Here is a 15,714-nt window from a genome sequence, read left to right on the forward strand (position 1 = left end):
CTGCTACTACCCACGCAGTTTCAGATTCGCGCATTCTGAATTGGTCAAATAAAGATACCAATTCAGGAGATGTGTCCTTGGCCAAAGCCATCCACAGCATGATCCGCGTCCTCGACGAGGACCGATCCGTCGCGTTCTACTCCAAGGCATTCGGTCTATCTGTCGCCGACCGCTTGGACTTCCCCGATTTCACGCTTGTCTACATGAGCAATGACGAAACCGGGTTCGAGGTCGAACTCACCATCAACAAGGGCCGCACCGAACCCTACGATCTGGGGGACGGCTACGGTCACCTTGCTGTGTCGGTCGCTGATCTGACTGCCGAACACGCCCGTTTCGAGGCCGAGGGCCTCAATCCCCGCAAACTCGTTGAATTTGCGCCTGCCGGTGAACTGGTGGGGCGGTTTTTCTTTGTCGCTGATCCGGACGGTTACCAGATCGAAGTGCTCGAACGATCGGGCCGCTTCCAGTGACGCACATCTGACATCACGCATTCTAAGGGAGGAGATTAGAATGGAACGTACAGAGCGCCCGCAGGGGCTGACTCGTCGCCAACTCTTGTCGCGGGCGACCGCGGCGGGGACGGCATTCGTGGTGGGCTCCGGCTTTGTCGCGGCCCCGAACGCGGCATGGGCCTACGAGACCACCCATCTGGACGCGCGGGCTTTCGCGACGCTGGTGCAGATGGCGCGGGATATCTATCCCCACGACCGCATCCCCGATGAGAATTACGTCGCCGCAGTCAAAGGCTACGACAACGCCGATATCGCCCCTGCAATCACCGCAGGTTTGGCTGCATTGGATGCCGCCGCTCAGGGCAAGGGCTTTGGCTCTTACCTCGACGCCGGTTGGGAACGCGACCGCGTGGATATCCTGCGCGGGATGGAGGAAAGCGCGTTCTTCCAACAGATCCGCGGCGGGCTTGTGACCGGTCTTTATAACCAGAAAGCCGTGTGGCCGATCTTTGGCTACGAAGGAGAGAGCTTCTCTCAGGGTGGTTACATCGACCGCGGCTTTGACGACATCAACTGGCTTTAAGGCCATAGGGGAGGAGAATAACTATGGCTGCACCTTTTGATCTGAATGACGACAGCGTGGTCGTCATCATCGGCACTGGCGCCGGTGGCGGCACATTGGCGAACGAACTGGCCCAGAAGGGCATCAAGGTCGTCGCACTCGAGGCAGGCGGACGCTATCTGCCTGACGATTACATCAACGATGAATGGGAAAGCTTTGGCCAACTGGCTTGGACGGACCCGCGCACCACGTCGGGCGACTGGCGTGTGGCGAAGGATTTCAGCGGTCTGCCCGCGTGGATCGTCAAAGCGGTTGGCGGCACCACCACCCACTGGGCTGGCGCGTCGCTGCGGTTCCAAGAGCACGAGTGGAAGGCTGCGACCAACTATGGCGCGGTGCAGGGCGCGAACCTCTTGGACTGGCCGATTGACGCGGCCGAGATGGACCCGTGGTACGCCAAAGCCGAAGAAAAGATGGGCGTGACCCGCACAGGCAACCGCCCCGGCTTGCCCGGCAACAACAACTACAAAGTCTTCGAAGCGGGCGCCAAAGCCTTGGGCTACGAAAAGGTCCACACCGGCCGCATGGCGATCCAGACCCGCGACGATGGCGACCGCATTCCCTGCCAGCAGACCGGCTTCTGCTTCCAAGGCTGTAAGTGGGGCGCCAAGTGGTCCACCGCTTACACCGAGGTCCCTGCAGGCGAAGCGACCGGCAACCTTGAGGTGCGCGAACGTGCCCACGTTGCCCGCATCCTCCACAACGAAGCGGGCAAGGTCACTGGCGTCGAGTACTTTGACGCTGACGGCAATCTGCAGATGCAGAAGGCGCGGATTGTCTGCCTTGCCGGTAACTCGTTTGAATCCCCGCGTTTGCTGCTGAACTCGGCCTCGTCGATGTTCCCAGATGGTCTGGCGAACAGCTCGGGCCAAGTGGGGCGCAACTATATGCGGCACATGACCGGTTCGGTCTATGCGGTCTTTGACAAGCCCGTGCGCATGTGGCGCGGCACGACCATGGCCGGCATCGTTCAGGACGAAGCGCGCCACGACCCCTCGCGCGGGTTTGTTGGCGGGTACGAGCTGGAGACGCTGAGCCTTGGCATCCCGTTCATGGCGGCATTCTTGGATCCGGGCGCATGGGGGCGCGAGTTCACGACCGCTCTGGATGGCTATGAAAACATGGCTGGCATGTGGATCGTCGGCGAAGACATGCCCCAAGAGACCAACCGCGTGACCCTGAACCACGACGTGACGGACCAGCACGGCTTGCCCGTGGCGAACGTCCACTTCAGCGACCACGCCAACGACAAGGCCATGCGGGCCCACGCCTACAAGCAGGGGATGGCAATGTACGAGGCCGTCGGGGCAACCCGCGTCTTCCCGACGCCGCCCTATCCGTCGACCCATAACCTGGGCACAAACCGGATGTCGGCGAATGCACGGGATGGCGTTGTAAACCGTTGGGGCCAGACCCACGACATTTCGAACCTGTTCATCTCGGACGGCTCGCAATTCACGACGGGCGCGGCAGAGAACCCGACCCTGACCATCGTCGCACTGGCGATCCGTCAGGCGGACCACATCGCGTCCGAAATGGCCAAGGGGAACGTCTGATCCCGCCAAAACGATCCATGAAGAGCGCGCCTTACATCTCGGCGCGCTCTCGATATTGGTCGATTTTGCTCTGAGACCGCTCGGGCAGCCGGAAGGCTTTGTTCATCCACGCTGCTGGGTTTGCCGAGAGAACCGAGGGCAATTGGCTCGCGACTTGGTTAAAGTTGGCTTTCAGCAATTAGGCGGCTTCGTGCGGGACAGCCTTCGGCGCACATTCACCTTCGGCAACTGATGGCAACGCGGTGCCCTTCTCGCCACCGACAAAAATCGCACACGATCTCTGTCCGCCTGCAGCCGCATGCCCAGGCATCAAGGCCGTGCCGCCCCTGAGATCAATGAATGGCTGCCCCACCCCTCAGCCGCGTAAAAACGCAGACCACCCAATGACGCCGCCACGAAGACATCGCGTCAAGCGTCAGCCTGCTTCTCCTCGACATTTTCGACAGACCAAGCTGTGGCAGCTTCGATGGCAACCGGAGACGCAGTGGGAATGATGTTCAAGTAGGCCTCGGTCTCTTCCACCGGCGTCGAGGCACGCTGTGTCATACGGTATAGAGCGTAGGCAGCGATCATGGCAAAGGTCGCGGTGAGCACGAGCCAAAAGCCATTGGGACCGATGAGCTGCATAGCCCAACCAGACAGCAGCGGGCCCCCGATTGCTCCGACACCAAAGATGAACACCAAACCACCTGATGCGGCGGGCATTTCATCCGGGGATAGGTCGTCATTCGTGTACGCAAGGAACAGCGAATATAGGGGCGTCGTTACACCGCCCGCGACAAATGCAGCAACCAGCAGCAACTCTGAACGCATCTCCGAAACCAAGCCCAGTACGCAGCCAAAGGCCCCAAGCAAGGCTGACCCAAAAATAAGTTTTCGGCGATCCATGATGTCGGACAGCCAGCCGATCGGAAACTGCAAGAACAGCGCCCCTGCGAACAGCATCGCGACAAAGAGCGCGATTTGCGGTGCGGACATGCCGATTTGAGTCCCAAACACCGCAGCCATCCCCGATTGCGTCGCGTAAATGCTACCCAGAAAGAAGGTCCCAGCAGTGCCCAATGGCGCAGCCTTGAACAGGCGCTTCAAAGACATCGGTTGCGTCACAGTGACGGCAGGCGTCGGCGTGACGGATAACAGGATCGGGGCAAAAGAGATCGAAACAAGGATTGAGGCGACAATGAACAGCACCGACGTGGCCGCATCGCCCAAAGTGAGCAGCCACTGCGCGCCAATGATCCCTATCGTCTGAGCAATCATATAGGCTGAGAGGATCTTTCCTCGGGACTCGTTGGTTGCCGCGTGATTCAGCCAGCTTTCGGCGGACACATAGACCCCAGCCATGCAAAAACCGATAACCAGGCGCAGTGGTGTCCAGGCCCAAGGCTCTGCGGCCAATGGAAGGGCAATCAAACCTGCGGACATGAAGCTCCCGAGCGCGGCAAAAACGCGAACATGGCCCACCCTACGAATAAGAATGGGTGTGACCCGCGCGCCTGAAAGAAACCCGATATAATATCCAGACGTGATGATCGCGAGTGTCCCCGCAGAGAACCCTTCAATATCCCCACGCAGGCCGATCAGTGTAAATTGCATCCCGTTGCCGAGCATGATGAGAAGCGTGCCGAGAAGAAGTGCCCAAACGCTTCCAAGGACTGAAATCATGTCGCTACCCGTTTGCTAAATGCTGCCTAAGACGACGCCAAATACATTCCTATAAAACGCCATCAACGCGTCGACTCGCGTCCAGAATGCAGCATTGCCGCCAAGTGTCTAACTCTGCGAGAACGATTGGCGCATTGCGCGTGGGCCGTGCCGAAAAACGAGGCGTTTCCTTTCTGTGCGACCGTGGAAGAATGATCGTTCTGCCGAGCCTCCTCATGCACTCGGCGCCACACCGCACATTTTTTAGACCATATGATCAATTCCATAGCACAGCGCCACGTAAACCGGTTCTTTCAGTGCCAAAGCCTCGCTAAGAATTCCCACTCAGCAATACGTGATGAACAGTCCTGTTGTGTAATTCTCAGGAGGAAATCTTGTTCAATCGCTTCATCTCTGCAGCTTTCGCTGCCTCAGTCGCCGTCGCAGCGACTTCCAGCGTTGCCCTAGCCGAAACGGATGTGCCGTTCGCGCTTGACTGGAAGTTCGAAGGTCCCTCCGCGCCTTACTTCCACGCAATCGACGCAGGCATTTTCGCGGATGCGGACCTGAACGTGACGATTACGGAAGGTCAGGGTTCCTTGGATGCGATCCCGAAAGTTGCGACCGGCGCATTCCCGTTTGGGTTTGCCGATATCAACAGCCTGACGCGCTTCCTTGACCAAAACCCGGAGGCACCGGTCAAGGCCGTCATGATGATCTATGACAAACCGCCCTTCGCTGTTGTTGGGCGCAAGTCACTGGGTGTCGAAACGCCCAAAGATCTGGAAGGCAAAGTTCTAGGCGCACCGCCGCCGGATGGCGCTTGGGCACAGTTCCCGATTTTTGCCGCCGAGAACGATCTCGACATGGACGCGATCACGGTAGAGCCTGTGGGCTTCCCGACCCGCGAACCCATGCTCGCCGAAGGCAAGGTTGCTTCGGTCACGGGCTTCTCGTTCTCGTCGACTTTGAACCTCAAACGCCTTGGCGTGCCGATGGAGGATCAGAGCGTACTGTTGATGGCCGACTATGGCGTGGCGCTTTATGGCAACGCGATCATCGTCAACACCGACTACGCTAGTGAAAACCCCGAAGTCGTCACTGGTTTCCTGACCGCAATCGCAGCGGGTTGGAAAGGTGCCATCGCGGACCCCGCCACAGCCATCGAAGCCCTGATCGAACGGAATCCGGCAGCAGACGCCGATCTGGAAACAGAGCGCCTGCAAATGGCGATCGACGCCAATGTTCTGACCGATTACGTGCAGGAAAACGGCATTGGCGGCATTGATGAAGAGCGGATGACCACGGCTATTGAACAGACCAAATCGGTCTACGAGTTCAGCACAGAGCCCGCAATCTCTACGTACTTTGATGGCAGCTACCTGCCCGCCGCAGACCTGCGGATGCTCCAGTAAAGGTATCGACTGCCGGCGGCCCCCTGCCGGCAGTCAAGCATATGCATGACCAATCTGATCGACATCAAGGGCGTGACCCACGCCTACAAAACGCCCAAAGGCTTGCTACCTGTCCTGAGCAATCTGAATTTGTCAGTGCCAGAAGGGGAATTCGCCGCCGTTGTAGGTCCTTCGGGATGCGGAAAATCGACCCTGACACGGCTTGTGGCCGGACTGATGAAGCCGGATCAGGGCGAGGTCTGGCTTCACGGCAATCTCGTGAAGTCCCCGCGCAAAACTGTAGGGATGGCGTTCCAGAACCCTGTTCTGCTGGAATGGCGCTCCATTTTGGACAACGTGATCCTGCCGCTCGAAATCGTCGCGCCGTCGATGCCACGCGCCCAGAAAATCGCAAGAGCCGAAGAACTCCTCGCGCTGGTCGGTCTGTCAGGTTTTGAGGCGAAACGTCCATCAGAGTTGTCAGGCGGGATGCGGCAACGCGCATCGCTGTGCCGGTCCATTGTGCACAAGCCCGAGGTTCTGATCATGGACGAACCGTTCGGAGCCTTGGACGCTTTCACGCGCGAAGACCTGTGGCAGACGATGCACGAATTGCGTGCAAAAGAACCCTTTACTGCCGTGCTGATCACCCACGATCTGCGCGAAAGCGTGTATCTCGGGGATCAGGTTTTTGTTCTGTCCGGCCGTCCCGCGACAACCCAATTTGTTTTGGATGTTCAGTACCCGGGTCAGGATGGACAGCGGAAACTCGACGGGCTGTACACGTCCGAGTGTTCCGACATGCTCGCGACATTGCGCGAGCAAATCAAGATCGCCCAAGGGCGCAACGCCGACGTAGCAGGCCACTGATGCAGACCTTTCAAAAGATTGCAGTTCCCTTTGCCGCCGTCATACTGTTTGTGGCTCTGTGGGAATTTCTGGTGTGGGCAAACAATTGGCCCGACTATGTGATGGCCTCGCCATCTGACCTGCCTGCCGCCTATAGCAAATTCTGGGAACTGTTCCTGATCGGCAGCTGGCAAACGCTTTGGCGGACGGTGGCAGGCCTCGCCTTGGCAGTCCTGTTTGGCACGCTTCTGGGGATGATCATGGGGTTTTCTCGAATTGCCCGCGACGCGCTCTATCCCATTTTGGTGGGGTTTAACGCGATCCCCAAAGCAACACTGGTGCCCGTCCTCGCGCTGTTGTTCATAGGTCAGCACAACTTCAATACAGTGTTGATGGCGTTTCTGATTTCCTTCTTTCCAATCGCCGTGTCGGTTGGCATCGGGCTGTCGACGCTGGAACCTGAGTACCGCGATATCCTGCGCTCTCTCGGCGCGAGCCGGTTTACGATCTTTCGCAAGATCGCCTTGCCCAAGACGTTGCCCGAGTTCTTCGGCGCGCTCAAAGTCTCTGTCACACTCGCGTTCATCGGCACCAATCTGGTCGAGATTATCTCGCCTCATGGGCGTGGATTGGGGGCGTTGTTTCTTTCGGGTCAGACGAACTCGAACTATCCGCTTATGTTCGCCGTGCTGATCGCACTCGCTGTGCTCGGGATCATCCTTTATTACTTCGTGGTCTTGTTGGAACGCATTTTTGCCGGATGGGCAGAGCGCCCGCAGCAGTAGCATGCTACGTAGCGGGGCTGTGCTTGCTGTCGGTGGACGCTAGGAAGCGGACCCGTGTCGCCGGTCACCGCGCTATGACGCTGAGAGCAAGACCAAGCCCGCGATAAGCACACCGCATCCAACCAAGCGCCACGGGCCAACCGCCTCGCGCAGGATGAGCATCCCCATGAGGGCGCCCACCATCATCGACATCTCTCGCATTGTGGCCACGATACTTAGTGGCGCCCCGCCCGTCAGCGCCGCAAGCACGAGGATATAAGATAGCGGCGACAACAAGCCCACGCCGCGCGCGGTCCACCAGTAGCCACGCATCGACTCGATGGCGTGGCGTGGATTGGCCAGTACCAGCGGCAACAGCAGGAAGAACCGCAAAAGGTTCGAGAACCACTCCAGCACCACTGGCGCAATGCCAAGCGTCTTGACCGCGTAGGCGTCAACCACCGTGTAGCTGGCGATCAGGCCTCCGATCGTCGTCCCCCACCGCACCCCGACAAGGCCGCTGGGGCGCGAGAATGCGGACAGCCTGCCCTCTGTGGCGATGAGCACGATACCTGTCACAACCAGCAAAAGGCCGATCAGACCCATTCCGGTGGGCGTTTCGCCCAAGATGACGAAAGCGCCGATGCTCGACAACATCGGCCCAGTCCCGCGCGCCACGGGATAGACCACGGACAGGTCGGCCACCTGATAGCCTCGCTGCAAACACAGGCTATAGGTCAGATGGAGCAGCCCGCTCAGAACAATGAAGCCGATACCTGTCTGTGTCCAAGTAATGTTTCCCTGCGCGAGCAGCCAGATCACCCACGGCGCATAAGCAACTCAGGCCACCAGATTTTAGGCAAACACGAAAACCGCCCCAACCGATGCGGCCCGTTTGGCCAGCAAGTTCCAACTGGCATGGATGAGAGATGCAAGAACAACAAGAAAGACTGAGCCAAGCGTCATTGAGACCTCCTTATGCGCGGCAAGTGCGCGGTTGATCTCGACGTCTCCTCCCCTGGGCTTTTATCCCTTGGGTGCAGCCAGGAACACCCCGGTCTCTGCAACGCTCGGTCCTGCGGCTGATCGCCCGGAACCCTAGTTGCCACTCAGTCGGTACCTCAAATCTAGCCGCGGAAAAGCCGCAGTATCAAGGACGGATTGGCAGCACAGTCGCCCCGACTAGCCCTGCCCGCATCGATAATTGGCGCGATGGGCGCGACCTGATGTGACGCGCCCTTAAACCGGGTATTCCGACGGAGCGCGGAATCCCAAAGAGGCACGGCGTAGAAGTTAAATCCCAAAGAGCCTCGACAGAACGGTCCAAATGATGGGAAGCAGCAGCGCCGTCGCCAACGCGTTCAGACCCATCGCAAGACCCGCGAAAGCTCCAGCAGTTTCATTGACCTGCAGGGCGCGCGCAGTGCCTATGCCGTGGCTTGCAGTGCCGATGGCCAAACCGCGGGCTTGCCAGTCCTTCACCCCCACCAGATTGAGGACGGCCGAGCCGAACATCGCTCCGAAGATGCCTGTCACGATCACTAGAACCGCTGTCAAAGAGGGCAAGCCGCCAAGCTCTTTGGCGATGGCCATTGCGACCGGGGCCGTGACCGATTTGGGCGCAACAGAGGCCAGCACTTCGCCAGAGCCCCCCAGCACCCAAGTCACCGCAATCGCGGTCAGAACGGCCGTGAGCGACCCAGCGATCAAGCTGACGGTGATCGCCAAGGCGGAGCGGCGCACGTGGTGCCATTGACGATAGAGCGGCACGGCCAACGCCACGGTCGCTGGACCAAGAAGGAAATGCACAAACTGTGCACCTTCGAAATAGGTCCCATAATCGGTGCCCGTCATGATCAAGACAGCAACGACCAAAAGGACGGCACCAAGAACCGGATTGAGCAGTGGATTGCGTCCTGCTTTCTCGAAGACCCAATTGGCGGCCTGAAACGCGATGAGAGTCAACGTCAGGTGAAACAAAGGTGTCGCGCTGAGATAGACCCAAGTCTCTTGTAAATTATCCATCAGATGCTTTCCGACCAAGCCAGTGCATGAGCAAGCCCGTGACGATGATGGTCGCCAAAGTGCTGATCACCAATGCGAGCCCGAGCGGCAACAACGCCTCGCCAAGCAGTTGGAGGTGCAAGATCACACCGGTTCCTGCTGGCACGAATAGTAGGGACATCGACCGCAGCAACCCGTTTGACGTCTGCTCCAGTTGCGCTGGCACCTGACCGCGGATCAATAGGATGAGAAAAAGAAACACCATCCCCAGCACAGGCCCGGGAACAGGCAGGGCCAATGCGCCAACGACGAGCTCACCCGCAAGCTGACAGAGGAGTATTAATGTTAAAAAAGGCAGCATGGGGTATCTCCGAATGTCTTCGCAAGTTGTGTCACCTTAGCCCGAAAGCCACAAATCAAAGAATGGCTTCTGACCAAAGCTTTGCGGTTCAGTCATCTCAACGTCTGTAGATTTCAGGGGCCGCAGTGTTGGTAAATGAACCCGTCGTCGATTTAACTCTCACAGACGGACTCGTTTCGCGGTGCAACTTTCCTTACAAAACATTCACAACTTCGTCGGCTCGGTGGTGGCAACACGTGGCATTCGGGGCGGACAATCCATGAATGGACGGCAATGGGAGAAGAGACTATGCAGACTCGCGACGCGGCGCAGGCGGCGGTGGACCCCTTTGCTATCAGGTTCGCCAAAAGAACGGTCCTGATCCTGTTGGGGCCGATTTACTTTGTTATCATCGCTTTCGCGCCGCTGTTTTGCGCGAAACGCAAAGGCTTCACTGGATGGTATTGGCGCCTTGTAAAGCGGGCATGCTCGCGGCTTTTGTGGCTTCTGAGTATCCGCGCAAGGATGTCAGAGGCGGATCGGCGCACCCTGAGTACCGATACCAACAGCATTATTGTGATTAATCATCGCAGCCATCTAGACGGGTTTACCCTGATGGACACGACGCCAGATCAGAAGTGGTTTACCTTTGCCGCGAAGAAAGAGCTGTTTGACGCCCCGTTGCTCCGAACCGGCTTTATCGGTGCGGGTTTGGTAGAGATCGACCGAAAGAGCGGGAAACGCGCCATGGAGACACTCCGAGAAGCGGTTCAACAGATGACTTCGCGGCGATCGGTGGTCCTGTTTCCAGAAGGCACACGGACCCAAACTGCCTCACTGGGTGAATTTAAAGCAGGTGCGGTCTTGGCGGCGCGCGCCACGGGACGCAGCATTCGGCCGATTGTTATCTTGGGGTCCGACAGATTGCTGCCTCGGGGGCAATTTATGCCAAAAAGTGGCTGTGTCAGACTGGTGGTTTTGCCTTCGTTCCATTGCGACATGGGAGCTTCGGTCGATGAAGACGTTGCACGCCTGCGCGACGCGATGGTTCAGGTGTTCAATGATGGCCACGTAATCCCTATGGCCTGAGAGGTTTGACGCCACTTGGTCAAACGGCATTTGGAACCGCCATTTCTTTGTCCGCTCAGAAGGAAGGCTCTTCGCTCTGATCGAAACGTCTTGGTCAACACTTCCGCAACGAATTCGGCCGCACGCGCGAGACGCGCGTTTTGTCTTCGTGCAAGGCCAAATACAAAAGTCGCGACAGGACTGCATTCCCGACAGGCGGCAATCCTCGGGCGTAAAAGTCCGGAAACAGCGCGATCCCCTGCCCCTCGACCGGCCCAATGCGGACAGCCTGATCTGCCTCTGCCCGCTGCAGATCCGCGCGATTTGAATTTGCATCAACCTCGAGTTGGATTTCGGGATGGCTCGCAAGGAACGGTCCCATCTGCGACTTCAGCTTTCTCGACAGGGGCCAACGCTTCGTAGGTTGGACGCCACCCGCGTGCCAAACGATCAAAGAGCTTGAGTCCGAGCGCGGCCTCTATCCGATCGATCCGGCGGGCGATCGTGGCATGCTCGACGCGCAACGACCACGCGGCACCTGACAGGCTGCACTCTCGGAACAGCGCCAGAAACGGTTTCAGATCACCCCAATTCATTGCACGGGCTCATCGGGAGATTTCTTAACGGATAGTGTTCGATTCCAACATATTACGGATCGTTTTCTAACCATCAATATTCAGAGGCACAGCAATCGGCGTTGACAGGAGAACAGAACGAACGCTGTTACATTTACGGAAAAATTCCTTGGGCACGTCTTTGCGGGCGAGATGGACCTAGCCTTGGCAATGGTGGGCGATGATGCCCGCTTTGTCGTAAGTAGGCCTGAACCCTCCGCCAAAAAGCCCGATTTTTGGCACACATATCGGACCTGGGGGGCACAGGCATTTTTCAATGTCTTTGGCGCTGTGATCGAGCAAGGCGAATTTAAGATCAGCGACACGTTCGAAACCGAGGCTCAGGCCTGTCTCGAGGACACGTTTCGCCTCAAAGTCCCAGCGACCGGCAAACCCTTTGTGAGCGACTGGGCCCTGATTACACGTTTTGCGCTGGGCAAACTGGTGGACTACCATATCTACGAAGATACTGTTGCGCTGGCTGACGCGATGCTGGCGAGTTGGCGCGCGTTATGCTCACCTCATGACGAGCGGCCAAGGGCCCCCAACAACCACATTTCGAGGTCATCAAGGATGTGCGCCTCAAGACTGTGGCCAGTGTGGCTGAACATCTTCAGCTCTGCTCTCTCAATCAACGCATGAGCACGATGCGAGCTCTCTGGAAGAATACAGCGATCCTGCTCCGCGCCGATCACCAACGAGGGGGCTGTGATCTTTTGCAGATACTCGGTCCGGTCACCGGAAGACGTTATGGCAAACAATTGTCTACCATAGCCGCCGGTTGTGAACCCTGATTTTTGCATCGCCGTTGCCAAGTCCACAGCTTCCGAAGGGCTTACGGGCGACGGCGCAGCGCACCAGATAAGGTCATCGGCAAGATGCGCTATTAGCTCGGCGTCACTCTCAAAGCCCTTCGCCACGCGTTCAAACCGTTTCATGGTGGCGGCGGGAATGGGGGCTTCAGCCTCTCCCGCAGAGCTACAGATCTGCGCAAACGCGGTTAGCCTATCCCCTGCCTCGGCGGCGACAAGCTGCGCGATCATGCCGCCCATCGAAAAGCCCACCACAGCAAAGCGCGGAAGGTTCAATTCGCGCGTCACGCTCATCACGTCGTCACGCATGTCGAACAGACTATACGCGACCTGCGATGCACGCCCGCCCAGAGCAGCATCCTGCGCATTCTTGTCTGGGCCACATCGGCCCGAGCGCCCCATATCTCGGTTCTCGATACAAACGACGCGAAAGTGACGCGCGAGTTTGTCCAGAAACGGCCTTGGCCATTCGTCCAGCTGCATTCCGAGGCCCAACAGCAAGACAATAGCGGGCGCCGTTTCGCGCCCGCGCACTTCGACATAAATCGGGCACGGGCCATCAATAGTTCTTTGCAAAAGCACCGTGTCGATCCGAATGTCAGAGCCCAAGATGGGCCCGTACGGCAGACAGACCGTCTCGGTCATCCTTGGTGGTGACACCCTGAAGCCAGTTCTCCAGATACTCGGGGTGCGCCTTCAGAAGCTTTGCAGCGGCATCATTTGGATCCTCGCCGTCCTCTAGGATATAGCCCATGCCCTCACTTTCCATGGCCACATCGAACGTCATCTGGGTCAGCAGCTTTCCGACATTGGGACATTCATCCAGATAACCTTTGCGCACCTGTGTATGCACTGTCGCGCCGCCATAGTTCGGACCGTAAAAATCATCCCCACCACTCAGGTATTCGATCTCTAACTCCGTATTCATCGGGTGTGGAGCCCACGCCAGAAAAACGATCCAGTCTTCCTTTCGCGCGCTCCGTTTCACCTGCGCCAACATTCCCTGTTCAGAGCTTTCGACAACCTTCCAATCACCAAGACCAAAGGCGTCTGTAGCCACGACATCCAGCATGATGTCATTGGATCCGGGCTCGATCCCGTACAAACGGCTGTCAAATTCCTCGGCGTGTTCTGCGAGATCCGAAAATTCTGTCACGCCCGCCTCATATACGTATTTCGGCACAGCAAAGGTGAACTTTGCGCCCTCTAGATTTCGGTGGATTGTCTCGATCTCGCCAGTGTCGCGGTATGCCTGATAATAGGTCTCCATTGCCGGATCCCAATACCCTAGGAAAACATCCAAGTCGCTGCGCAGCATGGATTCATAGATCACCGGAATGCCCAAGACACTGGTCTCCGCGGTGTAACCCAACCCTTCAAGCACGGTGCTGGCAACGCCTGTCGTCAGCGCCAAATCAGACCATCCTGGTTCTGCCATTCGAACAGTTTCACAACTTGCCGCGGCCTGTTGGGCACAAAGCACAAGCACGGCGGTTGCGGTTCCACCAAGGATTGTCGATTTCATCATCTGCTTCCCTCTTAAACCAATAGACTGACCGCGTGGTCAATATGTGGACCCTACGGATACATTGACCCGCGAGTCAATAAATTCTACCTCTGCTTCGGGAGGTACGTTCATGGGCCGAAAGAGCATTGCGGATATCAGGCGCGTTGAATTTGCAACTGCGGCCTTCGAAGTTCTATCCATTCACGGGATGAAAGGCACGACTTTACAACGCGTTGCCGATCACACGGGGGCTTCGAAGGCCAGCGTGCTACATTATTTTTCCAACAAACAAATCCTGATTGAAACCGCACTGCGGCAAGCGAATGCCACGCTTAGAAAAGAGGCGGTCGCCCTCATGAACCTCGCCTCGACCCCATGGGAAAAGTTTTATGGCATTCTCGAAGCCAATTTTTCGCCGACGACATTTCGTCCCGAAGTGGCTCACGGCTGGATTTCCATGTGTGCCGAAGTCCCTCACAATCCGCAGTTTCAGAGGCTGCAGACCGTGATCTATCGCCGGCTCCATAGTAATTTGGTCACGGCTTTAAAAGAAACTGGGATGACCCCAGCCGAAGCAGAGCGCGGCGCGAATGTCGTGAGCCTTTTGATTGACGGCATTTGGATGAGATGCGGCTTGCAGATCGGCGGATTGAACCGAGAGGATGCCTTTGCGCATATTGAAGGCGTCCTTAACAATTTATTCGGGGATTTGACCGAGCGGCAATCTGCCAAAACAAAGATGAGTGCACTCGCAAATGCTCTGACCCTGAATGCGGCAAAGCCGTAGAGCTCAGGAAGCATGAATTCACGGTAAGTGGCATGTTTCACGGTTCGCAAACGAGCGGAGAACATGTCAGGCCAGGCTTTGAATAGCCCCGTGTATTGTGGACGCTTTCTTCGCTAATTTTGAGGCAAGGAGGCCATGATGGGCACAGGGAATTTCACAGACGATTTCAAGCGTGACGCTGTCGCGCAGATCACCGAACGAGGCTATCCGGTGAAGGAGGTTTCGGAGCGGTTGGGTGTGAGCAAGCATTCGCTCTATGCTTGGAAGCGCAAGTTTGCGAAGTCGGCGTCAGACGACAGCGAGAAGGACGCTGAGATCCGCCGGTTGAAGCGCGAGCTGCTACGTGTGACGGAGGAGCGGGATATCCTAAAAAAGGTGACCGCGTATTTCGCCAGGGATGCAAAGTGAGATACGCGTTCGTTGCAGAGCACCGCGGATTGTTTTCGGTTCGGGCGATGTGCCGCTGTCTACGGGTCCAGCCGAGTGGTTTCTATGCGTGGCTGAAGGCCCCGCTGAGCCGCAGGGCTATGGAGGATCAGCGCCAGACTGTGATGCTGCAAGAAGCGTGGGTGGAAAGCGGCAAGGTTTACGGACACCGGAAACTGCATGACGACCTTCTTGAGCAAGGTGAAAGCATCTGCCTGAACCGTGTAGCCCGTCTGACCCGACTGGCCGGAATCAAAGCGCAAATTGGCTACAAGCGCCGTCCCGGCAAGTACGGTGGCAAGCCATCAATCATCGTGGACAACACACTGGACAGGCAGTTTGACGTTGCCGCAGCAGACAATGTGTGGGTGACAGACATCACCTATATCCGGACCCATGAAGGCTTTGCGTATCTGGCTGTCGTCATCGACCTTTATTCCAGAAGGGTCGTTGGCTGGTCGATGCAAAGCAGGCAGACCACAGATGTGGTTCTGCAGGCACTCCTGATGGCGATTTGGCGTCGAAAGCCCCGCGACAAGGTCCTGATTCATTCGGATCAGGGCAGCCAATTCACCAGCATGGAATGGGCTGTGTTTTTACGCGCCCACAAACTGGAGCATTCGATGAGCCGAAGAGGTAACTGCCACGATAACGCCGTTGCCGAGAGCTTCTTCAACCTGCTTAAGCGCGAACGGATCAGACGGAGAACATACCGAACGCGTGCAGAAGCAAGGCAGGACGTGTTCGACTACATCGAAATGTTCTACAACCCGAAACGCAAGCACGCGCATAACGGCATGCTGTCGCCAATCGAATTCGAACGGCAGCAGAAACTGAACAACAAAGGCGTCTAAAAAACACGGGGCTATTCA

17 protein-coding genes are annotated in these 15,714 nt (G+C 57.4%); 9 read left to right on the plus strand and 8 right to left on the minus strand.

Annotated features, from left to right (window positions below):
• The first annotated feature begins 77 nt into the window (after positions 1 to 77).
• The 3 genes from N4A58_RS20765 to N4A58_RS20775 are packed head-to-tail and all read left to right on the plus strand — an operon-like array spanning position 78 to position 2,633.
• Entirely contained in the window at positions 78 to 473 is a 396-nt protein-coding gene (locus N4A58_RS20765) for a VOC family protein (RefSeq protein WP_293713332.1), read from the plus strand.
• Positions 474 to 513: 40 nt separating this feature from the next.
• Positions 514 to 1,038, plus strand: a complete 525-nt coding sequence (locus tag N4A58_RS20770) for a twin-arginine translocation signal domain-containing protein (protein ID WP_293713334.1) — start codon at positions 514 to 516, stop codon at positions 1,036 to 1,038.
• Positions 1,039 to 1,061: 23 nt separating this feature from the next.
• A complete protein-coding gene (locus tag N4A58_RS20775; RefSeq protein ID WP_293713336.1) occupies positions 1,062 to 2,633 on the plus strand; it encodes a GMC family oxidoreductase in 1,572 nt (523 codons plus the stop codon).
• Positions 2,634 to 2,664: 31 nt separating this feature from the next.
• Here the strand turns inward: N4A58_RS20775 and N4A58_RS20780 are convergent, their stop codons facing one another.
• Both N4A58_RS20780 and N4A58_RS20785 read right to left on the minus strand, forming a co-directional pair.
• On the minus strand, positions 2,665 to 2,811 hold the full coding sequence (locus N4A58_RS20780) for a hypothetical protein (protein WP_293713338.1): 147 nt from the start codon (positions 2,809 to 2,811) through the stop codon (positions 2,665 to 2,667).
• Between the two features lie 230 nt (positions 2,812 to 3,041).
• Positions 3,042 to 4,298, minus strand: a complete 1,257-nt coding sequence (locus N4A58_RS20785) for an MFS transporter (protein ID WP_293713340.1) — start codon at positions 4,296 to 4,298, stop codon at positions 3,042 to 3,044.
• A gap of 374 nt (positions 4,299 to 4,672) precedes the next feature.
• Between N4A58_RS20785 and N4A58_RS20790 the strand changes: the two genes are divergently transcribed.
• The 3 genes from N4A58_RS20790 to N4A58_RS20800 are packed head-to-tail and all read left to right on the plus strand — an operon-like array spanning position 4,673 to position 7,305.
• On the plus strand, positions 4,673 to 5,692 hold the full coding sequence (locus tag N4A58_RS20790; protein WP_293713342.1) for an ABC transporter substrate-binding protein: 1,020 nt from the start codon (positions 4,673 to 4,675) through the stop codon (positions 5,690 to 5,692).
• A gap of 45 nt (positions 5,693 to 5,737) precedes the next feature.
• Positions 5,738 to 6,541, plus strand: coding sequence for an ABC transporter ATP-binding protein (locus tag N4A58_RS20795; RefSeq protein ID WP_293713344.1), 804 nt, complete (start codon positions 5,738 to 5,740; stop codon positions 6,539 to 6,541).
• The gene (locus tag N4A58_RS20800; protein ID WP_293713346.1) at positions 6,541 to 7,305 is read left to right on the plus strand and encodes an ABC transporter permease; all 765 of its coding nucleotides are present in this window, start codon (positions 6,541 to 6,543) and stop codon (positions 7,303 to 7,305) included. The genes N4A58_RS20795 and N4A58_RS20800 overlap by 1 nt, the downstream gene beginning before the upstream one ends.
• A 72-nt stretch (positions 7,306 to 7,377) precedes the next feature.
• Here the strand turns inward: N4A58_RS20800 and N4A58_RS20805 are convergent, their stop codons facing one another.
• The 3 genes from N4A58_RS20805 to N4A58_RS20815 all read right to left on the minus strand — a co-directional run bounded on the left by N4A58_RS20805 (position 7,378) and on the right by N4A58_RS20815 (position 9,649).
• Positions 7,378 to 8,106 carry a multidrug DMT transporter permease gene (locus N4A58_RS20805; protein WP_293713348.1) on the minus strand — a complete coding sequence of 243 codons (729 nt, stop codon included), beginning with the start codon at positions 8,104 to 8,106 and terminating at the stop codon, positions 7,378 to 7,380.
• 471 nt (positions 8,107 to 8,577) lie between these two features.
• A complete protein-coding gene (locus tag N4A58_RS20810) occupies positions 8,578 to 9,309 on the minus strand; it encodes an LrgB family protein (RefSeq protein ID WP_293713350.1) in 732 nt (243 codons plus the stop codon).
• Positions 9,302 to 9,649 carry a CidA/LrgA family protein gene (locus N4A58_RS20815; protein WP_293713352.1) on the minus strand — a complete coding sequence of 116 codons (348 nt, stop codon included), beginning with the start codon at positions 9,647 to 9,649 and terminating at the stop codon, positions 9,302 to 9,304. The genes N4A58_RS20810 and N4A58_RS20815 overlap by 8 nt, the downstream gene beginning before the upstream one ends.
• Before the next feature lie 288 nt (positions 9,650 to 9,937).
• Between N4A58_RS20815 and N4A58_RS20820 the strand changes: the two genes are divergently transcribed.
• Positions 9,938 to 10,717 (plus strand): lysophospholipid acyltransferase family protein, encoded by a 780-nt coding sequence (locus N4A58_RS20820; RefSeq protein ID WP_293713354.1) that lies wholly within the window; start codon positions 9,938 to 9,940, stop codon positions 10,715 to 10,717.
• A gap of 314 nt (positions 10,718 to 11,031) precedes the next feature.
• Here the strand turns inward: N4A58_RS20820 and N4A58_RS20825 are convergent, their stop codons facing one another.
• The 3 genes from N4A58_RS20825 to choX form a co-directional block, all read right to left on the minus strand.
• Positions 11,032 to 11,292: a LysR family transcriptional regulator gene (locus N4A58_RS20825; RefSeq protein ID WP_293713356.1), complete on the minus strand. Its 261-nt coding sequence runs from the start codon at positions 11,290 to 11,292 to the stop codon at positions 11,032 to 11,034.
• Positions 11,293 to 11,831: 539 nt separating this feature from the next.
• Entirely contained in the window at positions 11,832 to 12,767 is a 936-nt protein-coding gene (locus tag N4A58_RS20830; protein WP_293713357.1) for an alpha/beta fold hydrolase, read from the minus strand.
• Positions 12,721 to 13,650, minus strand: coding sequence for a choline ABC transporter substrate-binding protein (choX, locus tag N4A58_RS20835; RefSeq protein ID WP_367177065.1), 930 nt, complete (start codon positions 13,648 to 13,650; stop codon positions 12,721 to 12,723). The genes N4A58_RS20830 and choX overlap by 47 nt, the downstream gene beginning before the upstream one ends.
• A 109-nt stretch (positions 13,651 to 13,759) precedes the next feature.
• Between choX and betI the strand changes: the two genes are divergently transcribed.
• Together betI and N4A58_RS20845 are read left to right on the plus strand one after the other, a co-directional pair.
• Entirely contained in the window at positions 13,760 to 14,416 is a 657-nt protein-coding gene (betI, locus tag N4A58_RS20840) for a transcriptional regulator BetI (protein WP_293713358.1), read from the plus strand.
• A gap of 138 nt (positions 14,417 to 14,554) precedes the next feature.
• A protein-coding gene (locus N4A58_RS20845) for an IS3 family transposase (protein WP_293713359.1) occupies positions 14,555 to 15,696 on the plus strand; the annotation gives its coding sequence in 2 pieces (ribosomal slippage) (positions 14,555 to 14,792 and positions 14,792 to 15,696; 1,143 coding nt in all).
• The last annotated feature ends 18 nt before the right edge of the window (positions 15,697 to 15,714 follow it).

This window comes from Donghicola sp., from assembly GCF_025210255.1.
Lineage (GTDB): Bacteria > Pseudomonadota > Alphaproteobacteria > Rhodobacterales > Rhodobacteraceae > Donghicola > Donghicola eburneus.